21 protein-coding genes and 1 pseudogene are annotated in these 20798 nt (G+C 54.9%); 11 read left to right on the plus strand and 11 right to left on the minus strand.

Annotation, left to right across the window (positions count from 1 at the left end):
- Nucleotides 1-691 precede the first annotated feature (691 nt).
- Complete coding sequence (locus B2T33_RS07880; RefSeq protein WP_197145470.1) at nt 692-1864, plus strand: M23 family metallopeptidase; 1173 nt, start codon at nt 692-694, stop codon at nt 1862-1864.
- Between the two features lie 179 nt (nt 1865-2043).
- Here the strand turns inward: B2T33_RS07880 and B2T33_RS07885 are convergent, their stop codons facing one another.
- Together B2T33_RS07885 and cyaY are read right to left on the minus strand one after the other, a co-directional pair.
- Complete coding sequence (locus tag B2T33_RS07885) at nt 2044-3840, minus strand: ABC transporter transmembrane domain-containing protein (protein WP_197145471.1); 1797 nt, start codon at nt 3838-3840, stop codon at nt 2044-2046.
- A 49-nt stretch (nt 3841-3889) separates the two neighbouring features.
- A complete protein-coding gene (gene cyaY, locus B2T33_RS07890) occupies nt 3890-4228 on the minus strand; it encodes an iron donor protein CyaY (protein WP_063088989.1) in 339 nt (112 codons plus the stop codon).
- Between the two features lie 267 nt (nt 4229-4495).
- Between cyaY and rpmE the strand changes: the two genes are divergently transcribed.
- Together rpmE and B2T33_RS07900 are read left to right on the plus strand one after the other, a co-directional pair.
- Nucleotides 4496-4720: a 50S ribosomal protein L31 gene (gene rpmE / locus B2T33_RS07895; protein ID WP_008891651.1), complete on the plus strand. Its 225-nt coding sequence runs from the start codon at nt 4496-4498 to the stop codon at nt 4718-4720.
- 256 nt (nt 4721-4976) lie between these two features.
- The gene (locus B2T33_RS07900) at nt 4977-6800 is read left to right on the plus strand and encodes an adenylate/guanylate cyclase domain-containing protein (protein WP_286791646.1); all 1824 of its coding nucleotides are present in this window, start codon (nt 4977-4979) and stop codon (nt 6798-6800) included.
- Nucleotides 6801-6911: 111 nt separating this feature from the next.
- On the opposite strand, the gene B2T33_RS07905 is transcribed toward B2T33_RS07900, so the two are convergent.
- Together B2T33_RS07905 and B2T33_RS07910 are read right to left on the minus strand one after the other, a co-directional pair.
- Nucleotides 6912-7358, minus strand: a complete 447-nt coding sequence (locus B2T33_RS07905; protein ID WP_008891653.1) for a DUF1465 family protein — start codon at nt 7356-7358, stop codon at nt 6912-6914.
- Between the two features lie 491 nt (nt 7359-7849).
- Complete coding sequence (locus B2T33_RS07910; RefSeq protein WP_064779454.1) at nt 7850-8044, minus strand: DUF1192 domain-containing protein; 195 nt, start codon at nt 8042-8044, stop codon at nt 7850-7852.
- Between the two features lie 89 nt (nt 8045-8133).
- Here B2T33_RS07910 and B2T33_RS07915 point away from each other — a divergent pair, with 89 nt between their 5' ends.
- The 3 genes from B2T33_RS07915 to B2T33_RS07925 all read left to right on the plus strand — a co-directional run bounded on the left by B2T33_RS07915 (nt 8134) and on the right by B2T33_RS07925 (nt 11097).
- Nucleotides 8134-9141, plus strand: a complete 1008-nt coding sequence (locus tag B2T33_RS07915) for an NAD(P)H-quinone oxidoreductase (RefSeq protein ID WP_286791647.1) — start codon at nt 8134-8136, stop codon at nt 9139-9141.
- Between the two features lie 299 nt (nt 9142-9440).
- Nucleotides 9441-10121, plus strand: coding sequence for a DUF1013 domain-containing protein (locus tag B2T33_RS07920; RefSeq protein ID WP_008891656.1), 681 nt, complete (start codon nt 9441-9443; stop codon nt 10119-10121).
- A gap of 166 nt (nt 10122-10287) precedes the next feature.
- Complete coding sequence (locus tag B2T33_RS07925; RefSeq protein ID WP_210513922.1) at nt 10288-11097, plus strand: DeoR/GlpR family DNA-binding transcription regulator; 810 nt, start codon at nt 10288-10290, stop codon at nt 11095-11097.
- A 5-nt stretch (nt 11098-11102) separates the two neighbouring features.
- Here B2T33_RS07925 and B2T33_RS07930 read toward each other — a convergent pair whose 3' ends face one another.
- Nucleotides 11103-11774 carry a LysR family transcriptional regulator substrate-binding protein gene (locus tag B2T33_RS07930; protein ID WP_414716636.1) on the minus strand — a complete coding sequence of 224 codons (672 nt, stop codon included), beginning with the start codon at nt 11772-11774 and terminating at the stop codon, nt 11103-11105.
- Between the two features lie 51 nt (nt 11775-11825).
- Nucleotides 11826-12005, minus strand: a pseudogene (locus tag B2T33_RS20390) (helix-turn-helix domain-containing protein); the annotation flags it as partial.
- 100 nt (nt 12006-12105) lie between these two features.
- Between B2T33_RS20390 and B2T33_RS07935 the strand changes: the two are divergent.
- Nucleotides 12106-12678 carry a GNAT family N-acetyltransferase gene (locus tag B2T33_RS07935; RefSeq protein WP_286791649.1) on the plus strand — a complete coding sequence of 191 codons (573 nt, stop codon included), beginning with the start codon at nt 12106-12108 and terminating at the stop codon, nt 12676-12678.
- Between the two features lie 97 nt (nt 12679-12775).
- On the opposite strand, the gene B2T33_RS07940 is transcribed toward B2T33_RS07935, so the two are convergent.
- Nucleotides 12776-14671 (minus strand): propionyl-CoA synthetase, encoded by a 1896-nt coding sequence (locus B2T33_RS07940; RefSeq protein ID WP_286791650.1) that lies wholly within the window; start codon nt 14669-14671, stop codon nt 12776-12778.
- 395 nt (nt 14672-15066) lie between these two features.
- The gene (locus tag B2T33_RS07945; RefSeq protein WP_008891661.1) at nt 15067-15231 is read right to left on the minus strand and encodes a YdcH family protein; all 165 of its coding nucleotides are present in this window, start codon (nt 15229-15231) and stop codon (nt 15067-15069) included.
- A 115-nt stretch (nt 15232-15346) separates the two neighbouring features.
- On the opposite strand from B2T33_RS07945, the gene B2T33_RS07950 reads away from it, so the two are divergent.
- Nucleotides 15347-15964: a UbiX family flavin prenyltransferase gene (locus tag B2T33_RS07950; RefSeq protein ID WP_064779464.1), complete on the plus strand. Its 618-nt coding sequence runs from the start codon at nt 15347-15349 to the stop codon at nt 15962-15964.
- Nucleotides 15965-15976: 12 nt separating this feature from the next.
- Here the strand turns inward: B2T33_RS07950 and B2T33_RS07955 are convergent, their stop codons facing one another.
- Together B2T33_RS07955 and B2T33_RS07960 are read right to left on the minus strand one after the other, a co-directional pair.
- Nucleotides 15977-16441, minus strand: coding sequence for a TIGR02444 family protein (locus tag B2T33_RS07955; RefSeq protein WP_286791651.1), 465 nt, complete (start codon nt 16439-16441; stop codon nt 15977-15979).
- Between the two features lie 28 nt (nt 16442-16469).
- Nucleotides 16470-17576, minus strand: a complete 1107-nt coding sequence (locus B2T33_RS07960) for an ATP-dependent 6-phosphofructokinase (protein ID WP_286791652.1) — start codon at nt 17574-17576, stop codon at nt 16470-16472.
- A gap of 120 nt (nt 17577-17696) precedes the next feature.
- On the opposite strand from B2T33_RS07960, the gene B2T33_RS07965 reads away from it, so the two are divergent.
- Complete coding sequence (locus B2T33_RS07965; RefSeq protein WP_008891665.1) at nt 17697-17903, plus strand: YdcH family protein; 207 nt, start codon at nt 17697-17699, stop codon at nt 17901-17903.
- Between the two features lie 48 nt (nt 17904-17951).
- Here B2T33_RS07965 and B2T33_RS07970 read toward each other — a convergent pair whose 3' ends face one another.
- Nucleotides 17952-18764, minus strand: a complete 813-nt coding sequence (locus tag B2T33_RS07970) for a GGDEF domain-containing protein (RefSeq protein ID WP_286791653.1) — start codon at nt 18762-18764, stop codon at nt 17952-17954.
- A gap of 283 nt (nt 18765-19047) precedes the next feature.
- Here B2T33_RS07970 and purE point away from each other — a divergent pair, with 283 nt between their 5' ends.
- Together purE and B2T33_RS07980 are read left to right on the plus strand one after the other, a co-directional pair.
- Nucleotides 19048-19548: a 5-(carboxyamino)imidazole ribonucleotide mutase gene (purE, locus tag B2T33_RS07975; protein ID WP_008891667.1), complete on the plus strand. Its 501-nt coding sequence runs from the start codon at nt 19048-19050 to the stop codon at nt 19546-19548.
- Nucleotides 19549-19651: 103 nt separating this feature from the next.
- Nucleotides 19652-20737 carry a 5-(carboxyamino)imidazole ribonucleotide synthase gene (locus tag B2T33_RS07980; RefSeq protein WP_286791654.1) on the plus strand — a complete coding sequence of 362 codons (1086 nt, stop codon included), beginning with the start codon at nt 19652-19654 and terminating at the stop codon, nt 20735-20737.
- Nucleotides 20738-20798 lie beyond the last annotated feature (61 nt).

Raw genomic sequence — 20798 nt, forward strand, 5'->3', positions numbered from 1 at the left:
GCGGGTTATAGGCCCCACTCCCAAAACTGTCAAACCCTTTTTTGAGAAAAAACGTCAGAAAAAGACATTTTTGTAAAAAGGGCCAAAACTGGCCGGAACCGGGGGAATTCACCCTTCATCCCGTGGTTGAGAAACCATGGTTGAACATGGATCAGGCCGGTCGACATGCCCGTCATTCCATATAGCCCATTTGCCCCATCAGAAGCCGTCGTTTGCCCACATCAAGAACAGCAGGATAACGACACATATATATATGTCATATTGCGCGCTTGATCGGCAGCCCTGTGAACTGGATTTCATTTTGTTTTCGGCTGCCATGTTCTTGCCACTGTGGGCTGGCACATGATCGCCGCCCATCGTGACCAAGGCAGCAGGATTCCCTCAACGGTTCGTAAAGGAAATCGCGCCATTATGTCGGGACGGGTTCCACTTTTACCTGCGGCAATTCGCATTTCACATCGCCAAATCTTTTATGTATAAGGTTCTTGGCGATGTTGCCAACAAGAGCGACGGCCCGGGTGAACTGACAAATGGCTTTTAGGGGAGTTCTGCGGCAATGGCCGGAAGAGACTTGGTTTCTATTGCGAGCGTGATGGTAATTCTGGGGGGAACAACCGGATATCTGCTATCTGATCATTATTCGAACGCCTCGGATACTGCCCTGTCTGCCAGCGCTGCAGAGAGCCATGTTATGGGGGGTGACGCCGACGTCACCGAAACCGCCAGTATCCCGGATCTTGAACCACGCCGCGAGACGGTTGTCCTTGAAAAGGGATCCAACCTGATGGCGACACTGACCGCCACAGGCCTTGAGCGGACATCTGCCTATAACGCGATCGAAGCCCTGCGCGATGTATTCAACCCGCGCAAACTGCGTGCCGGTCAGGAATTCGACCTTGTTTATGCTGCTGATGCGCAGGACGATATCGAACTTCTGGACCAGATGAGCTTCCAGCCGGACCCGGAAACCATTGTTTCGGTCTCGCGCACTGATGACGGCTATCAGGCATCCTCGGACAAAATCGAACTGACACCTTCGCGCAATGTTGCGTCGGGCACGATCGAGCAAAGCCTGTTTCTGGCCGCGGAACGCAACGGTGTTCCGATCCCGGTTCTGATGGAACTGATCGAGCTTTATTCCTATGAAGTCGACTTCCAGCGCGACATTCAACCCGGCGACAGTTTTGAGATCATGTATCAGGAACTGAAAAACGATGCCGGTGAACGCGTACGCTATGGCGATGTGCTTTATGCCAGCATGACGCTGAGCGGTCATGAGGTTCGGCTTTATTCCTATACAGACAGCAACGGCGAAACCGACTTCTATAACCAGAAGGGCGAATCTTATCGCCGCGCGCTGATGCGGACACCGATCAACGGCGCACGTCTGTCATCGGGTTATGGCAAACGCAAGCACCCGATTCTTGGCTATACCAAGATGCATAAGGGGATCGACTTTGCTGCCCCGACCGGCACACCGATCTTTGCCGCCGGTAACGGCACGATTGCCAAGATTGGCCGCAATGGCGGTTATGGAAATTACATCCAGATCCGCCACAATGATTCCTATGCCACCGCCTACGCCCATATGAATGGCTTTGCCAAGGGCCTGAAGCAGGGATCACGCGTCAAGCAGGGCGATATCATCGGCTATGTTGGCACAACCGGCCGCTCCACCGGTCCGCACCTGCATTACGAGATCCTGCAGAACAATGCACAGGTCAACCCGATCCGCGTGAAGATGCCAAGTGGCAAGACGCTTAAGGGTGAAGAGCTTGATCGCTTCCTGGCGGATTCTGATGTGTTGCGCAAACAGTATGCTGAACTGTCAATCGGCAACCGCAAGATCGCCAGCGCCGAATAAGACCCCGATTGGTCCAAGATCAAAAACCCGCCCTTGTGGCGGGTTTTTTGTTTCTGCGACACCGAGACCGATGTCTGCGCTGCTGAAGCCTAGGCTCAGCGTTTTGGGTCGAAAGAATGTGGCAGTAAAGAAAACGGATCGAGGACCGCTATACGGCACGCTTTGGCTTTATCCTGAGATCAAGCTGCGTCGCGTTCAAACTGCAGCTTGGCCAAGCGCCCGTAAAGCGGGGAGCTTTCGAGCAGTTCCTGATGCGTCCCGACTGCTACTAGCTTGCCATCATCGATCACAGCAATCCGGTCTGCATGCAGAACCGTTGCCAAACGATGCGCAATCACGAGCGTGGTGCGCTCTTTCATGATGGTTTCAAGTGCCTTTTGAACAACCTGTTCACTTTCAGCATCCAGCGCGCTGGTGGCTTCATCCAGAAGCAGGATGGCCGGATTGCGCAGGATCGCGCGCGCAATGGCAATGCGTTGACGCTGACCGCCCGACAGGCGCACACCCTTTTCACCCAGGAAGGTATTAAAGCCATCTGGCAAGCGGTCAAGGAACTCGCTGGCGTGCGCGGCGTCAGCAGCCGCACGCACATCAGCATCACTTGCCCCCGGACGGCCATAACGGATGTTGTCCCAGGCACTGGCAGCAAAGATCACCGGATCCTGTGCGACAAGACCAATGCGTTCGCGCACCGCGACCGGATCGGCCGTCTTGATGTCGATCCCGTCAACTTTGATCACACCACTTGCCGGATCATAGAAGCGCAGCAGCAGCTGAAACACGGTGGTCTTGCCTGCACCCGAAGGGCCAACAAGTGCAACCGTTTCCCCCGGCTTGACCGACAGGCTGAGCCCCTCAAGAGCAGAGCGATCCGGACGGGCAGGATAATGGAAGGTAACGTTTTCGAAACTGACATGGCCCTGATGGGGTACTGGCAACGCGAAGGGGTTTTCCGGCGCCTTGATTTCAGGTTCAGTCGACAACAACGCAACAAGGCGCTCCGCCGCACCGGCCGCGCGTTGCAAATCACCTATCACTTCACTGATGGCGCCAACCGATCCGGCAACCACCACCGCATAGAAGACAAAGGCCGAAAGTTCCCCGGCCGAGATCGTGCCATCAAGCACATCATGACCACCAATCCACAGGATGGTGCCGACCGCACCAAACACCATGACGATAACAATCGCAGTCAGAAGGGCGCGGGCGGAAATACGCGCGACCGCCGTTCTGAAGGCCCCTTCGACATGGCCGCTGAAACGCTGGCTTTCGATTTCTTCGTGGGTATAGGCCTGCACCGTGCGCAGCGCATTGAGGGTTTCTTCGGAAAAGGCGCTGACGTCGGCTACTCTGTCTTGCGACTCTCGCGACAAACGCCGCACGCGTCGGCCGTATCCGACAATCGGAATGACCACCAACGGCACCACCAGCAAGACAAGGGCTGTGAGCTTGGGACTGGTGATGGCCAACATCGTCAGTCCCCCGACAAACATCAGGGCATTGCGAAGCGCGATCGAAACGCTTGAGCCAATGACAGCCTGAAGCAATGTGGTGTCGGTCGTCAGACGCGAAAGAACTTCACCGGTTCGTGTGACTTCAAAGAAGGCTGAGTCTAGTCGGATGATATGGCGGTATACGGCGGAACGGATATCGGCAACCACACGTTCCCCGATCCAGGAAACCAGGAAGAAGCGCATGTAACTTGCGCCCGCTAGCAACAGGGTTACCGCAAACAGAACGAACAACGCCCGGTCAAGCAGCGCGCCATCACCTTCGGCAAAGCCTTCGTCAACCAGCATGCGCAGGCCATTGCCAAGCGCAAGTACGGTGCCAGAAGCTGTCACCAGTGCGATCAGCGCGCCGAACAGCTGCAAACGGTATTTTGTGACGAACGGAACAATGGCACGGAGCGACGAGAGGTTCCGGCTGGTTTCACGATCGGTGAGTTTTGCAGAAGAAGTCGGTGTACGCGCCAAGGCACTTTATTCCGTATGCAGTGGTAACCACGCGGCCGATGTAAAGAGATCAGCCAAGATCAAGCTTGTTCCCGGTTTTGACAGCGAGATCAGCCGAAAGCTGATCATGGAGCGTGGTCGAACCGCGGGTCGAGGTCCAGGTTTCGTTGTCTTCATCAAAGTCATAGTGGCTTGCCCCACTGACTGGCGAAGAAAGCCAGACCTGACGGTTCGGACCATGCTTGTTGATGATGAATTGTTCGCCCGAATCGAGTTCGATGGTCAGGATGCCGGACTGCAGATCAACATCAAGGTCATCGCCCAAGGCATCATCAATAACATCAGACAGCGTTTCGATGGTTTCGTCTGCAAGCTGATGGAAGCGGGTTTCCTCAAGGGCCACAGTCATATTCTCCGTCTATCATCGGGGTCCAATGCCCCGGCAAGGCGACAATCAATTGTTGGCGCACCATACTATATAAAGAGGCCTGTGCAAGTATGCATAAGCACGGGTGCGAGAAAAGCTTGAAACATGGGTCAACCACTGTTAAACGACCGCCTGATCGCTACTGCACTCCCCTCATTTGGCGTTAATCGGATAATTACCGGTTACAGGGGTTGCGCGAGCCGATTTTTTACACTATACACCGCGCTTCAAATTCCGGAGTGATAGGCGATGAAAAAAGATATCCATCCCGATTACCATGAGATCACCGTTCAGATGACTGACGGCAGCACCTTCACCACGCAGTCGACCTGGGGCAATCCGGGCGATGTGTTGAAGCTCGACATCGATCCGAAAAGCCACCCGGCTTGGACTGGTGTTCACCGTCTTCTGGACAGCGGCGGGCAGCTTGCTAAGTTCAAAAAGCGCTTCGCTGGTTTCAATATCGGCAACTAAGCAAAGAACACGCTTCTGTGTTCTGTGGGATCAGCGCCCGTCGCATCTTCTTGATGCCGCGGGCGTTTTTCTTTGTCTAAACCCTGAATTTGCATAGCTGCCGACGGTAAAAAGCTGTGGTTGGAACAACTCTTGGCTGTTATTGAGCATATCTGATGGTGATTTCGGCATTTTTTTGCCATAATCCCATTCGTTAGGATAAGGCGGCACCGATTCTGCTGCCCTGTTCTGCTTGCACGCATGATCAGGCTCTTAGATGAATCAAGTGACAGCACGTAACCAGGTTAGCTATGAGGTCTATGTTAAAGACCGTTCAGGCCGGTGGCAGATCCACGGTCACTTTACTGGTGCGCAAAGAAAGCAGGCAGAAGAGGAAGCCAAACAGATCGAGCGCGCCAATCACGTGTCAGGCGTGAAAGTCATTCGCGAGGTTTACGACCACGCAACCAACAGCTCTGACGAGTATGTGATTTATGAGACGCGCGGTCAGGGCAGACTGGAAAACACCAACCCGCAGGCAAAGCCAAAGCGGTCAGCCCCGCCCAAAGCCGATGTGCAGCGTCCTGCCCCCGCCCCAATGATGCCAAAGGCAGATACATCTGCCGACAAGCCCAACGATGCGGCACCTGCCAGCGAAAAGAAGCCAGCAGCTGTTCGCCCATCTGCATCGGTTGCAGAAAGCCAGACCCTTATTGGCCTTGGCCTTAAGATGATGGTCGCCTTCTGTGTTGCGATTGCGGTTGGCCTTGCGACCATGTTGCTTGCGGCCAAGGGGCTTGAATTCCTGCCCGGGATGGGGCTCAAGATCAGTCAGGGCTTTTATGACAAGGCGAACTTCCTGTCCTTCACCGTTGGTTTTTTGGCCAGCGTCGTACCGATGCTGATGGCGCTGACCAAAAAGTTCAAGGGACGTGCACGCAGATCTTCAATGGCATCTTTTCGTTCGACAGGGTCCAAATCGGCCCGCACCGGTAATCGCACGGGCAACACACAGGGATCTGGTTCGGATGTGCGCCGCAAGTCAGCCGCAGAAATGGCGGCCGAAATGGCCCGTGAGGATGGCGACACGGACGTAGAGGTCGCAGAAGACGCGCAGGACGACACACCGGCAGAGGCCGTACCGGAGCCGATTGACGATACGCCCGAAAAGCCATTGGTCGAAACACGCGAAATGCGGGCGACGCGCGAACAGATGCGCGACTTCATCACCGGATCGATCGAAGCCATTCAGCGTAAAGTGACCTCGCTTGATGCCTATCACAAGTTTGGCGTTAACCTATATGTCGCCGGGGCCTGTGATGCATGCAGTGAAAAACACGCGCTGGATCAAAAGGACGGGCGCGTCATTTTGCGGGACTGCATTTCGGCGATGGGCGCGAACAAAAGCATGGCCGAAACTTTCTGCAAGAATGTCGACGACTATATTCTTGAGCCGAAATACAAGGATATGTATGGCGCGGGCCGCCAGTCGATGGACGCCTATATCAAGGATGAAAAGAGCATCACGTCATCGGTCGCCAAAGCAATCAATGACTGGAGTGACAAGCCCGCGGCTGGCCCACAAGGTGCCGGTGGCAAAAAGCTTCATGCCCTAATGTTTACCGACATCGTCAATTCCACGGCCAAGACCCAGGAACTGGGGGATCATGGCGCACAGCAGATGGTGCATATCCATAACCAGATCGTGCGCACGGCCCTGATCAACAATTATGGCAAGGAAGTCAAACATATGGGCGACGGTATCATGGCCGTGTTCCCGTCCTCGGCGAGTTCGGTAGAAGCCGCCATTGAAATCCAGAAGAACATGGCGTCCCACAATGCCAGCCAGGACCTGAAATTCCAGATCCGCATCGGCATCAATGCCGGTGAAGCCATTGCCGAGGAAAACGACCTGTTTGGCAGTGTGGTGCAGCTGGCCGCACGTGTCTGTGCGCAAGCAGGCGGTGACGAAACACTGGTTTCAGAAAACGTCAAGAATACCTATAGCGGCAGTCGGGCAAGCTTTGTCTCGCAAGGTACACGCCAGATGAAGGGCTTTGCCGACCCGATTGAGGTCTTCCAGGTTCAAGCCCGCAGCTGAGCTGCCCCTCTTCTATATCCCGTGATCACCAGAATGCGCTGTGGTCGGTATCAACCAACCGCGCCGCAACCAGTCCTGGGCAAAACGATGTTCGGGTAAGGCTGAGGTCTATTAGCCGTTGCAGCGTGCGGCGACCTGCAATTCCATACGGGCGGTACGCATATAAAGTGAATGGGCACGCCCCATCAGGTCGAGAAGACCGGGCGAGAGAAAACCATATTCCTCGTGCGGATTGACCGTACAGACCCGAAGATCGACCATCAGATCATCAATATCGACAGCCTCATCCCATGGGATTTCCCCCGCTTCAACAGCGCGCACGGCAAGAAGCCACGCCATTGCCCGTATCAATCGCGTGGTCATGCGCATCTCTTCGACGCATTGTGCAACGGCTTCGCGACTGCCCTGTTTCTTGCTTTGGCCTCGATGGGCGGAAAGGTAATTCCGTGCCTCTATCAGCAGCGTAAAGGCTTCATCGTAGGTACGCGAAAAATGAACAACCGAGAAATTGCTTTGATACGACGCCGCCTTTGACGTCGGGGGATGCTCGTGAGTCATCCTGAATATATTGGGAAGGTTTTGAGCGGCTTCAAGACGGGAATTGCGCAAATAGAAAGACCGCCCACTTTCGGGGCGGTCTCACCTCAACCTGCTAAACTTGCCGGACTTTTTTTGGTTTTGTTTTTGTTGTGTGCGAACTTTAGCCAGCGCTTAAGAGGCGGTCAAGGCTATTCATGGCACAAATGTGACAATACGTATTAACCCGTATCTTTTTACAGATTAATACGGGCACGCAGATGCGCACTGCCTTAATCGGCAGGCCACTAAGTCGCTAAAAATCAATCACAAAGAAAAAGAACCGCCCAAAAAAGGGCGGCTCAGTTTAACAGGGAGGCATCGAAACATCACGTTCGACAAGAGAGCCATCAGATGACCCTCTATTCCACATATAAGACGGCAAGTTTAATTTTCAATTAACCGCAGGTTTAAAAAAATCATCCTCACGTCTAGTAATCGAACATGCCGCTCCGAAGCATCCAGATGGGGTTTCAGCTCTTGAACAATGCTTCTGCACCCTCGGTCACACCTTTGCGGTGTTCGAGCGTCTCATCCACATGTTTAATTTCACGCTCCAGCGCGGCGCGATAGTCTTTCAGACTGGTGACCGACATTCCTTCAAGATTGCGCGGCAAGCCAAATTCACCCGATTTGAGAACAGCAAACTCTTCTTCGTCCACAATCATCCTCCATTATTCCCTGTCAGGTCAGGGGCATTGAATTTCCTTCATGTCCTAGATAGGTATAAAACGCAGTTTTCGCCAACGAGGTCCCGATGTCCAATCCAGAATTTCCCGAAAAGATGAAAGCCGTCGAGATCACGAAAGACACCGCACCCACTGCCCTTGTGCTGGGTGATGTCGCTGTGCCGGACCATGGCCCGGATGATGTCTTGGTGCGGGTTGCGGCAAGTGGGGTGAATAGACCGGACCTGATGCAAGTTGCCGGCATGTACCCGCCCCCGCCCGGTGCGTCAGAAATCCCGGGCCTTGAACTGTCAGGCGAAATTGTTGCCGTTGGATCAAACGTCACTGACTGGAAATGCGGGGATAAGGTTTGCGCACTGGTTACCGGCGGCGGCTACGCCCAATATGCCGCAGTGCCAGCGGCGCAATGCCTGCCGGTGCCGAAAGGCATGTCGATGATAGCCGCCGCCGGGGTACCGGAAACCTTTTTCACGGTCTGGCATAACGTCTTTGACAAAGCTGATCTGAAGGCGGGCGAGACATTTCTGGTGCATGGCGGCACATCGGGGATCGGCACCACCGCCATCCAGCTTGCCAAAGCATTTGGCGCCAAGGTGATTGCCACCGCCGGATCAGACGACAAATGTCAGGCCTGCCGTGACCTCGGGGCAGATGTCGCAATCAACTACAAGACCCAGGACTTTGTCGAAGAGGTCAAAGCCGCAACCGATGGCAAAGGCGCAGATGTTATTCTGGATATGGTCGCAGGCGACTATGTCAACCGGAATTTCAAGGCAGCTGCATTTGAAGCCCGCATTCTGATCATTGCGTTTTTGCGCGGACCCAAGGCGGAAACCAACTTTACCCCGCTGTTGCTCAAACGTCTGACGCTGATGGGATCAACCCTGCGTGCGCAGCCAGTTGCCAACAAAGGCGCAATTGCCAATTCGTTGCGCGAAAAAGTCTGGCCGCTTCTGGAATCCGGTCAAGTTGCGCCCGTAATTTACAAGACCTTCCCGCTTGCGCAGGCATCGGAGGCACATGCCACATTGAAGGGTGGCGCACACATCGGAAAAGTGATACTGGAAGTCGACTGATCGCGTATGGACGAAGGTCTGATAAGTTTTATCTGACCGATCCAAGGCAACATTGCTATGCTTGCGGTCCTGAAAGAAATATTCTTTTCAGAACGCCGCAACAGATTGTTGCATTTACCCGCACATTGATCGAAAAGAACGCAATGGCGGATCCGATGATGCGCAGCAACCCCGCGGTTGACCTTGCTGCATTGCCGGACCACCTAAAGAGATTATATTCTGGGGCAGACATTCCCGCGCTTTTTGGGCCTTATACCCATCGCCGGTCTCCAGAGAGAAAGAAGGAAACAGGAGGAAATATGGCACAGCCCCTCATGCCCAAAGCAACCGCTGTATGGCTTATCGACAATACCGGCTTGTCGTTCCGGCAGATTGCTGCCTTTACCGAACTCCATGAGCTTGAAATTCAGGCCATCGCAGACGGCGACGTCGGCCAAGGTATCGTTGGCCTCGATCCGGTTGCCAATGGTCAGCTGACCAAAGAAGAAATCGCGCGTTGCGAAAAAGACCCGCGCGAATTCCTGAAAATGGCGAAATCCGACCTGCCGCGCCCGCGCGCGCAGTCAAAGGGTGCACGCTATACCCCGGTTTCCAAACGTCAGGACCGCCCGAATGCAATTGCATGGCTTCTCAAACACCATCCGGAACTTTCCGATGCGCAGGTTTGCAAGCTGATCGGCACCACCAAGGACACCATTGGCAAGATCCGTGATCGTTCGCACTGGAACTCGGCCAACCTGACGCCGCGCAACCCGGTCACCATGGGCCTTTGCACCGAGCTTGACCTTGAAAAACAGGTCGTGATCGCACGTTCGAAGAACCCGGAAAAGATCGCCAAGGATGTCGAGCCGGATCCGCTGCCGGAAGAATTGCAGATCAATCCGGAACCGGATTATCCCGGCAAGAAAAAGGACGAGAAGAAAGACGAGCCGAAGACTTCCGATTACATGGAAGCGGCCGAAAACCTCTTCAAATCCTGATCGAATTTCAAAGGCCGCCCACAGGGCGGCCTTTTTCGTTGGGGTTTACGTCCTGCTTGCGTAAGGTTTGTTTCATAGTATTGCCGCGAAACGGTAACGCAACCGACATGGTGGCGACATACCATTCGGCTGCTTTTCAAATGAACAACACCGAAGACACGTTTCCATGCAAAAACGCCCAACCGAACGCCAGGCAGGCATTGTCGAACTTGTCCGTGCTGATGGCTTTCGCACCATCGAACAACTTGCCGAACGCTTTGACGTCACTCCGCAAACCATTCGGCGCGACGTGAATGCGCTGTGCGATGAGGGCCTGCTACGCCGTCGCCACGGCGGTGTTGAACCCGCCCTTGAGCATGAAAACATCGCCTATCGGGCGCGCAAGGTTCTGAACGTCAATGACAAGCGCAAGATCGCGGCCCTGGTAGCGCGCGAAATTCCCAACGGGGCGTCGCTGTTCTTTTCGATTGGTACCACCCCGGAACTTGTCGCCAATGCGCTGTTGCAACACCGCGATCTTCGGATTTTCACCAATAACCTCAATGTCGCCTATGTCGCGGCCACCAATGACAGCTTTGAAGTGACCCTGATTGGCGGACGCCTGCGCAATCGTGACCGGGATGTCCTTGGTCCCGAGGTCGAGGCGTTCTTTAACAGCTACAAGGTTGATTACGGCATCTTTGGCGTTGGCGGGATTGATCCGGATGGCAGCCTTCTTGATTTCGATGAACAGGAAGTCCGCGCCCGATCTGCCATCCTGAAAAATGCGCGGAAATCCTATCTGGTTGCCGATCACACAAAGTTTGGCCGCAACGCCGTTGTGCGCGGCGGCTCCATCCGCGATGTCAGCGCGTTCTTCACCGATTGCCCGCCGCCAGATCATATCGCCGAAATGATCACGACGGCTGGTGTGGCGCTTCACGCGCCGGAGCCGGATGCGGATTTTCCAACCTTCTTCATTTCTGAGGAAGACTGACCGGTTTACGGATCAGTTTTGCGCCCGTCAGCGGCTGCTTTCAGGCTATTGCAGACGGCCTGCAGTCCCGGGGTCAGAGTTTTGTCGCGACGCATGATGAGCGCAAGTTCGCGCACGAGTGGCGGTGACAACGGGCGGGTCTTGATGGGAAACTGGGTTCGATCTGGTCTTGCGCCCATTTCGGGCAGGATCGTCGCACCGATGCCTGCGCCGACAAGTTCCCTGATCGCCTCCACACTGCCAAGCTCCATCACCGAACGACCATTAACCCCGGATTTGCGCAACCAATCATCGACCAATGTGCGCGTCAATCCGCCGCGTTCATAAAGCACCAGTGGCATCGCTTCCAGATCGACAGGGCGAATAACATCCCCGACATCGGCATCCGCGTGAAAGATTGCGACAAACGGATCGGTCATGATCGGCGTTACCGAAAGGCTCCGCCCACTGCATGGCATGGTCACAAGGCCGATATCGAGCTTGTTGTCCTCAATCGCACGAACGATGTCGCCAGCATTGCCAGTACGAACCATGATTTCGAGTTTTGGGAAGCTGCGTTGAAGCTTTTCCAGAATTGCCGGCAGGAAATAGATACAGGCCGTCGCCCCGGTTCCGATCCGCACGCGACCGGCTGCACCACTTGAAAATCCGGCCACGGCATCCTCGGCCGCGCGCACAGAGGCATCAATGTCGCTGATATGGGCCAAAAGGGCCAATCCCGCCGGTGTGGCCTCGGCACGTTTGCCAACGCGTTCAATCAATTTGACACCCATGCGGGTTTCAAGCTGACGCACCTGTTGGCTAATGGCAGGCTGACTGAGATTAAGCTTATCGGCTGCGGCAGAAAAACTTCCCAGTGCGACAACATCGGCAAAGGCATGAAGCTGATCAAGGTTAAGTGCACGCATACCAAACTTTTCCTTATGCTAGGCATAATTTATCAAAGCTAAACTTATGCTGCATTTGGGCGTAATGTCAGCTCAAACATCATCATGCCGGATAAAAAACATGCCTTCGAACACCGCAGCCCAAGACGATGCCACAGCCCTGTTACCAAACATCACCATCCGCGACGCCGGACTTGACGACATCCCGGCCATCACGGCGATTTATCGCCACCATGTTCTGCATGGCACTGCATCGTTTGAGGAAACAGCACCAGACGAGGCCGAAATTGCCAATCGGTTCGCCGCCATTCGCGATAAAGGCCTGCCCTATCTTGTTGCGGTCCTCAGCAATACTATTGTGGGTTATTGTTACGCTGGCACCTATCGCCCGCGCACGGCCTATCGCCATACGGTCGAAAATTCGATCTATGTGGCCCATGATTGTGTTGGCCAGGGGGTTGGCAGCCTTCTGATGGCGGCCCTGATTAAACGGTGCGAAGAGGGCCCGTGGCGCCAGATGGTTGCCGTGATCGGGGATAGTGCGAACAAGGCGTCGATCAGCCTGCATCAACGCCATGGCTTTGAAATGGTCGGTACCTTCAAAAAGGTCGGCTACAAGTTTGACCGCTGGCTTGACTCGGTCCTGATGCAACGGCCGCTTGGCGACAACAGCCCGATCATTCCCAAAACTTGATCCTAAAAAAAGCACCCGCCTTTGAAAGCAAAAGCGGGTGCAAGGATGCTCCGTTAAGTTGGGAGCGGGAGTTTGCATCTGTGATGGACGGGTCTATCTATTTTGCATAACCGATTTCTTTGAGGACCTCGGCGATTTCGGGAAGGATTGCCGGATCATCGATCGTTGCCGGGGTGTTATAGCTTTCACCATCGGCGATGGAACGCATGGTCTTGCGCAGGATCTTGCCCGATCGGGTCTTGGGCAGGCGTTCGACCACAGTTGCCTTCTTGAATGCCGCCACCGGGCCAATCTGATCGCGGACCATGGCAACGACTTCGGCCAAGATCGCGTCATGCGGGCGGGTGACCCCGGACTTCAACACGATAAAGCCCAGCGGCAATTGCCCCTTAAGATCATCATGCACACCAATGACCGCGCATTCGGCAACATCTGGATGGCTTGAAAGCACTTCTTCCATGCCCCCGGTCGACAGGCGGTGCCCGGCAACGTTGATGATGTCGTCAGTGCGCGACATGACGTAGATGTAGCCATCTTCGTCAATAAAACCGGCATCCCCCGTGGCATAAAAGCCCGGGAATTCTTCAAGATAGGATGACTTGAACCGGTCATCATTCTGCCAAAGGGTCGGAAGCGTCCCCGGTGGCAGCGGCAATTTGGCGGCAAGCGCACCAATCTGACCGCGTTCAAGCGGCTTTCCGGCCTCGTCGAGAACCTGCACATCCCAACCGCAAGCTGCCACCGTTGGCGAGCCGTACTTGATCGGAAGCAGTTCAATTCCGCGCGGGTTGGCACAAATCGACCAGCCGGTTTCAGTCTGCCACCAGTGGTCAATCACCGGAACGCCAAGACTGTTTTCCGCCCATTGCAGGGTATCGGGATCAGAACGTTCACCGGCCAGATACAGCGCCTTAAGGCTGCCAAGGTCGTAATTGGCCATATGCGCGGCCTTGGGATCGTCGCGTTTGATCGCACGGAACGCGGTCGGTGCGGTAAACAGCACCTTGACCTTGTGCTGGGAAATGACCCGCCAGAATGCACCGGCATCCGGCGTTCCGACCGGTTTGCCCTCATACATCACCGTCGTGCAACCGGCCAGAAGCGGCGCATAAACGATATAGGAATGGCCAACCACCCAGCCAACGTCAGACGCCGCCCAGTAAACGTCACCGGCGTCGACATCATAGATGTTCTTCATCGACCAGTTGAGGGCCACCATATGGCCGCCATTGTCACGGACAACGCCCTTGGGCTGACCGGTCGTGCCGGACGTATAAAGGATATAAAGCGGATCGGTGGCATCAACCGGGACACAGTCTGACGGTGCGGACTTGGCACATTCGACTTCCCAGTCGTAATCTCGGCCATCCATCAGCAACGCATCGCTTTGTGGCCGCTGGAACAGAATGACGCTTTCGGGTTTGTGATCCGCCATGGCGATGGCTTTATCCAACAGCGGTTTGTATTCAATGACGCGCGATCCTTCGATGCCGCAGCTTGCGGTCAGGATCAGTTTTGGTTTGGCGTCATTGATACGGGTCGCCAGTTCGTTGGATGCAAAACCGCCAAAGACGACCGAATGGATCGCGCCGATCCGCGCACAGGCCAGCATCGCCATCGCCGCCTGCGGGATCATCGGCATATAGATGATCACCCGGTCGCCCTTGGTCACCCCGCGCGCATGCAGTGCCCCGGCGAGACGGGCAACATCGTCGCGCAGATGGGAATAGGTGAATGTCTGAACCGTGTTGGTGACCGGGCTGTCATAGATCAGAGCCGCCTGATCACCCCGGCCGTTTTCGATGTGACGATCAAGCGCATTATAGCAAGTATTGACCTTGCCACCGACAAACCAGCGGTAAAACGGCGCGTTACTGTCATCAAGAACGCGATCCCATTTCTTGTACCAGGAAATGTTTTCAGCAGCTTCTGCCCAAAAGCCTTCCTTGTCGGCGATCGAACGTTCGTAGATTTCCTGATAGCGACCGGTCATTGGTGAAATACCCTCCCGCGGCGTTTGGTCTGGCGTCGAATTTGGACGCATGCGGAGCCATAAGCTCGTAAATCGGCATCATAATACCGATTTAATTCACACATACCCCTTAGACATTGGTAGCGCCCTGTAATCCTTGGTTTCTGCGGATTACAATTACTCAAAACAGATACGTGGTTGATCCCCTCAGTCAGGGGTTTCGTATCTGTTTGCAGCGATATGATGAATGTGGGAAGTTGCCCGTGATTTTGAAGTGCAGACATAAAGTTGCCGCCTCAAGCGTGGGCGTTAAGATGAGGCGGCAAAAGCAAGAGTTAGGAAATCTTTGAGGTCGTCAAACCGTTCGCATGGGGGATCGCGTGTTCTTGATCACGCGTTTGGCCATGCCACAACGGCTAATGGGTTATTCGGTTTATCTCGTCCTTGATTTCAAGCTTGCGGCGTTTAATGTCTGCAACAACGGAATCGTTGGGCGCCGGGCGGCGCGTCTCGAGGTGGAGTTCCTGCTCTAGTGCAGCATGTTTGGCAGTTAGAGCTTCGATATGGCTTTGAACGCTCATTCGCCTACTCCTTATATCTGACATTGCCCACAACAAGATGGTATTAATTTCGTAACATGATTTCCAGTGTTTCGATCAGAAACGTGAACAAGAACACAGCCCGGCAAGGATTGGCATGACGCAAAAAGATCGACTTATCATTGGCATAACCGGCGCATCGGGTGTGATTTACGGCATACGTTTTTTACAGTTGCTGAAAAACACGCCAATCGAGACTCATCTGGTTCTTTCCAAAGCAGCCGAGCGCACCATCGCCTATGAGACCGATTTTAAAATCCGCGAAATCAAGGAGATGGCTGACGTTGTCCATGACAATGCCGATATCGGTGCATCGATTGCGTCGGGTTCTTTTCGCGCGCGCGGTATGATCATTGCCCCCTGCTCGATGAAGTCTCTGGCCGAGGTCGCAAGCGGAGTCGCAGATAATCTGATCGCGCGTGCCGCCGATGTGATCCTTAAGGAGCGTAAGCGTCTTGTCCTGATGGCACGTGAAACACCGCTTCATGCCGGCCATATCCGCAACATGGCGCTGGCAACAGAAAACGGCGCGATCATTGCCCCGCCGGTCCCGGCATTCTATGCCCGGCCGCAATCACTTGATGAAATGGTGACACAAAGCTGCGGGCGGATTCTTGATCTGTTTGAGATTGATCTGCCGGAAACCGCCCGCTGGGGCGATACCGAGGCCGCCAACCCAATCCCGGTCACCGGCAAACCCAAAACACGCGAATAGAATAACCGGGCGTTAGGCGATCCCCATCATCCGGGTCAGGTCGCCAAGCACCTTGTCACAGGCCTGCTGATCCAACGCAAACCGGTTGGGTGACAAATAGGCGTGGGCGGCGGCCATCGGATCATCACTGGGCACGGTTTCCACCGCTTCGCACAGGATGTGCTGCTCGATGCGTTCGGCCTGCAATTCGTCTGATTTGACCTTCTGACGCAATTCCTGTGCACTAGCACGCCCATCATCGCGCAGGTGTCGCCGTGTCTGGCGCAGTGGCTTGATCACGTTTTCGCGCCAGTCACGCACAGATGCCTCAAGTGCTGAAATGCTCAGCGGTGCCAATCCCTTCTGGCCCAGAAAGAACATGAAAAGCAGCATGTTCACATCAAGGTCACAGCGTTCCTGAAGATCAAGGCACAGCTTGGCGACGCCATCGCGACCGTACATCGCGACCGTAAAGGCCCAGACTTCTTCCTGATCCATTCCCAACCTGCTGTGTTTTTATTGGATATCAAACGGTTTTGGCCGTTCTGGCAACTTTCGGCGGATGCCCCATATAGGCGCCAAGCCCCTTGGCGGTCGAGACCATCGTGCCTTCGGTATCAACAAGCCGCGGGCCGACAATAACATCTTCCATCGCAACATCGACGACTTTGCGCTGTTGCCAGGCGCAGACACGATCAAATTTCTTTTCTGCGATCAAATCCACCGCATGCACCCCAAAGGCCGAAGCAATTACACGGTCACGCGGTGACGGCGTGCCACCGCGCTGAACATGCCCCAACACCGTCACACGGGTTTCCCAGCCGGTTCGCGCGCCCAGCTCATCGGCAAGCCAATGGCCGATGCCGCCATAACGGACTTTCTGGCCGTCATCGCCAAGGGTTACCGCCGATCCGTCATCACGTTTGACCGCCTCGGCAACGATCACCAGCGCATGGTTGCGGCCGCTTTTGCGGATATTGAGGCAATGCTGGCTAAGCTCATCAAGGTCATAATCCATTTCCGGAATCAGGATGACATCCGCTCCGCCCGCAACCCCGGCAAACAGGGCGATATGCCCGGCATCACGGCCCATGACCTCAAGGATCATGATCCGTTCATGGGATGCCGCGGTTGGCTGCAAACGATCAAGGGCGTCTGTTGCGACATTCACCGCCGTGGTAAAGCCAATGGAATATTCCGTCTGGGCAAGGTCGTTATCAACCGTCTTGGGAATACCCACCAGATTGATACCGCCCATCTTGGCCAAACGATGCAGGATCGCCATGCTGCCATCGCCACCAATGCCAATCAGCGCATCAAGGCCAAGCTTGTGATAGCCTTCAATGACTTCGCTCGATCGGTCGGCGAAGCTGCCATCAGGCATCGGATAATGGAACGGATCGCCCTTGTTCACAGTGCCAAGGATCGTACCGCCAAGGCGCAGCAACCCGTCACTATTGACCTGATCATTAAGGTCAATGGCCTGGGGCGGGTCCTGCATCAGGCCATGGGTTCCCTGACGAATACCGACAACATCCCAGCCATAGCCAAGAACCGCACGGCGGACCACTGCAAGAATAACCGCGTTCAATCCGGCACAATCACCGCCACTGGTCAAAACTCCGATGCGCATTTGTTTCCTTCCCGATCGTGGCAAATTTGTTTTACAGGGTGGTACAAATCATATGGGTTGCCAACATGATATCTGGTATTATCACTGTCCCCTCGCATTGGTTATTAAGCTGGATCAAAAATGGACGAAATCAATCAGATCGAGATTGAAAAGAGACTTCTTTCGCTCCGCGAGGAACACCGTGATCTGGACGTCGCCATCGAACAAATGGTTCAGGCCCCCCATCATGATCAACTGCGTCTTGGCCGGATGAAAAAGCGCAAATTGGCCCTGAAAGACGAGATCCTTTATATCGAGTCGCAGCTGGTCCCAGACATTATTGCCTGACTTACCAACGGCCACGTCAAAATCTGCCTGATGTAAAATGGGAAGTAATCAGATGCCCTGCGGAATGCGATCCAGCCGGGCCAGATACATTTCCTTGTGCGCACGCAGGGCCGCATCTGTCGCCTTCAGGGCCGAGGCCGGCGTATCACCGCTTTGCGCGTGGTAAAGCCCGAATACCGGCACAACCGGGATCGGTTTGCCCTTGTGATTATAGGGATGTTGATCAAGCCATCGGGTAATGGCGTCAACGCGTTGCCAGACATCTTCCTCGTCAACATTGTACATCAGGGCGGCAAAGTCATTGCAGCCGAGATATCCCAGATGATGCGGCGCCATGATGAAATCGGCCATGATGCGTCGGACATAGTTAAACAGGCCGTCTTTGCAGTCCTGCCCGTGAAGTTGCAGGATATCGTCAAGATTGGCCAACTCGCACATCAAAACCATGCGGCTTGTCCGGTCCGCGCCAACCAGTGACATTTCGTTTTCAAGGATCTGCATGAAAGCCGGCCGGCTGATCGCGCCGGTAAAGGGATCGCGGCCCTCGTTGCGGGCCAGATGAGCCTGGCGTTGTTTCAGTTCATTGAGATTTTCAGTCAGGCCATTGATGCGCACCATCAGGCGACCAATCGCCTGTTCTACCGCAGGTGTAACCTGCTGATCCGGGATACCCAGAACGTTTGCGATATCGGGGGTGTGATAGGGTGTCTTGTCGACCGGATCGGGTATGGCGTCGGTGTCGATATCAACCTGATGGTCCTGATTTGGCGCACGACGACGGCCCGCATCCTTGCCATATGCAAGAATCCCGTAAGGGCTTGATGGATATCGTCCATCCCCGCCCCCCATAGAGGGTGTCATTGATCCTGGTCTTGTGACTTTCATGTCTGACCTTCGCGTGCTACCTGCACAGTTATATAAGGCAATGGTAAATAATAGATCAAAAACGCAATTAATTCACCAAGATTTTCAATCCTGAGTGACATTGGCTGCGATTTGCCATTAATTCATGAATTTCTTAATAAGGCCAACATCATATACAAGGCTTTTCCCGATAAGACAATCCCGCAAGCAAGCTTGCATGATAGAACTTGCTGCATATAATGCGGGCCTTCATGAAACCGCCCGAAACGGAGCCGCCAATATGAGCGATCAAACCCCGGTCATCGGCATTATCATGGGAAGCCAGTCAGACTGGGAAACCATGAAAAATGCAGCAGATGTCCTTGATGCGTTGAACGTCGCGTACGAGACCAAGATCGTCTCCGCCCATCGCACGCCTGATCGCCTGTATGACTATGCCAAAACGGCAAAGTCGCGCGGCCTTAAGGTCATTATCGCCGGTGCCGGCGGGGCGGCCCACCTTCCGGGCATGGCAGCTGCCATGACCCCGCTTCCGGTTCTGGGTGTTCCGGTTCAAAGCCGTACCCTTAAGGGCCTTGATAGCCTGCTTTCCATCGTTCAGATGCCGGGCGGCGTTCCGGTTGGCACCCTTGCCATTGGTTCTGCCGGTGCCAAAAATGCCGGTTTGATGGCAGCCGAAATAATGGCGCTGATGGATGATGGCCTTGCCGCCCGCCTTGATGACTGGCGCGCAGCCCAGACCGCATCGGTCGCAGACGAGCCGGTCGACCCGGCACCCTGATCTCCTGATCTGAAAAAGGCGCCCCCGACGGGGCGCGTTTTTGTTTGATTGCACCAGATTTGACGATTGCCCGACAGATGGGCGAGTTTTGATCGAGGAATACATGACGGATTTCGACACGCGCATCATCGCCCCGGGCAGCACCATTGGCATTATGGGCAACGGTCAGCTTGGCCGTATGGCAGCCTTCTGTGCGGCGGAGCTCGGCTATAAGGTCCATGTGTTTGGCCCGGGTGCCGATAGCCCGACCGAACAGGTCTGCGCCAAGGCGACCGTTGCCGATTACAGCGACCTTGATGCACTGCGCGCCTTTGCCGAGGATGTCGATGTTGTGACGTTTGAATTTGAAAACGTCCCGCACGACAGCGTCAAACTGCTGGCGGATCTTGTGCCGGTTCGTCCGGGCTGGAAATGCCTGCACATTTCGCAAAACCGCCTGCGCGAGAAAACGTTTTGCAATGATCATGGTATTGGCACCGCGCCGTTTGAGGCGGTTCGATCCCTTGCTGATCTTGAGGCCGCCGTTGCCAAGCTTGGCCGTCCGTCGGTTCTGAAAACCACCGAACTTGGCTATGACGGCAAGGGACAGGTCAAGATTGCCGCTGATACCGACCTTGCCGAAGCCTGGTCTGAAATGGGCGGAGCCGAGGCCATCCTTGAAGGCTTCATCTCGTTCGAGCGCGAGATTTCCGTAATCGTTGCCCGTGGCGTAAAAGGCGACACCGCCTGTTTCTGCCCGGTCGAGAACGTGCACACCAATCACATCCTTGATGTCACCGTTGCCCCGGCGGAAATCGCAGACGATCTTTCGAAAAAAGCCGAAGACATCGCGATCAAACTGGTCAGTGCGATGGAATTTGTCGGGCTTCTGGCGGTTGAGATGTTTGTCACGACCGATGGTGACATTCTGGTCAATGAAGTCGCCCCGCGTCCGCACAATTCCGGTCACTGGACGATTGATGCCTGCATCACCAGCCAGTTCGAACAGTTCATCCGGGCTGTATGCGGCCTGCCGCTGGGTGATCCGACCCATCATTCCAAGGCCCGCATGAAGAACCTTTTGGGTGACGACATCAATGACTGGCAGGCAATTTTGACCGAGCCAAATGCCAAACTGCACCTTTACGGCAAGGCCGAAGCAAAGCCCGGCCGCAAGATGGGCCATGTGACCTGGGTTCTGCCAAAATAAGGCATCCCCGACGTCCGACCAAAACAAGAAGAAGCCCCGGATGCCAAGCGTGTCCGGGGCT

This window comes from Thalassospira sp. UBA4513 (assembly GCF_002388495.1).
In the GTDB taxonomy this organism is placed as follows: domain Bacteria; phylum Pseudomonadota; class Alphaproteobacteria; order Rhodospirillales; family Thalassospiraceae; genus Thalassospira; species Thalassospira tepidiphila.

Bases quoted from the DNA above. Each gene is read 5' to 3' on its own strand.
- B2T33_RS07880 (WP_197145470.1), top strand. From the start codon at position 692: ATGGGGGGTGACGCCGACGTCACCGAAACCGCCAGTATCCCGGATCTT.
- cyaY (WP_063088989.1), bottom strand. From the start codon at position 4,228: ATGACTGTGGCCCTTGAGGAAACCCGCTTCCATCAGCTTGCAGACGAA.
- rpmE (WP_008891651.1), top strand. From the start codon at position 4,496: ATGAAAAAAGATATCCATCCCGATTACCATGAGATCACCGTTCAGATG.
- B2T33_RS07900 (WP_286791646.1), top strand. From the start codon at position 4,977: ATGAATCAAGTGACAGCACGTAACCAGGTTAGCTATGAGGTCTATGTT.
- B2T33_RS07905 (WP_008891653.1), bottom strand. From the start codon at position 7,358: ATGACTCACGAGCATCCCCCGACGTCAAAGGCGGCGTCGTATCAAAGC.
- B2T33_RS07910 (WP_064779454.1), bottom strand. From the start codon at position 8,044: ATGATTGTGGACGAAGAAGAGTTTGCTGTTCTCAAATCGGGTGAATTT.
- B2T33_RS07915 (WP_286791647.1), top strand. From the start codon at position 8,134: ATGTCCAATCCAGAATTTCCCGAAAAGATGAAAGCCGTCGAGATCACG.
- B2T33_RS07920 (WP_008891656.1), top strand. From the start codon at position 9,441: ATGGCACAGCCCCTCATGCCCAAAGCAACCGCTGTATGGCTTATCGAC.
- B2T33_RS07925 (WP_210513922.1), top strand. From the start codon at position 10,288: ATGCAAAAACGCCCAACCGAACGCCAGGCAGGCATTGTCGAACTTGTC.
- B2T33_RS07935 (WP_286791649.1), top strand. From the start codon at position 12,106: ATGCCTTCGAACACCGCAGCCCAAGACGATGCCACAGCCCTGTTACCA.
- B2T33_RS07940 (WP_286791650.1), bottom strand. From the start codon at position 14,671: ATGACCGGTCGCTATCAGGAAATCTACGAACGTTCGATCGCCGACAAG.
- B2T33_RS07945 (WP_008891661.1), bottom strand. From the start codon at position 15,231: ATGAGCGTTCAAAGCCATATCGAAGCTCTAACTGCCAAACATGCTGCA.
- B2T33_RS07950 (WP_064779464.1), top strand. From the start codon at position 15,347: ATGACGCAAAAAGATCGACTTATCATTGGCATAACCGGCGCATCGGGT.
- B2T33_RS07955 (WP_286791651.1), bottom strand. From the start codon at position 16,441: ATGGATCAGGAAGAAGTCTGGGCCTTTACGGTCGCGATGTACGGTCGC.
- B2T33_RS07960 (WP_286791652.1), bottom strand. From the start codon at position 17,576: ATGCGCATCGGAGTTTTGACCAGTGGCGGTGATTGTGCCGGATTGAAC.
- B2T33_RS07965 (WP_008891665.1), top strand. From the start codon at position 17,697: ATGGACGAAATCAATCAGATCGAGATTGAAAAGAGACTTCTTTCGCTC.
- B2T33_RS07970 (WP_286791653.1), bottom strand. From the start codon at position 18,764: ATGACACCCTCTATGGGGGGCGGGGATGGACGATATCCATCAAGCCCT.
- purE (WP_008891667.1), top strand. From the start codon at position 19,048: ATGAGCGATCAAACCCCGGTCATCGGCATTATCATGGGAAGCCAGTCA.
- B2T33_RS07980 (WP_286791654.1), top strand. From the start codon at position 19,652: ATGACGGATTTCGACACGCGCATCATCGCCCCGGGCAGCACCATTGGC.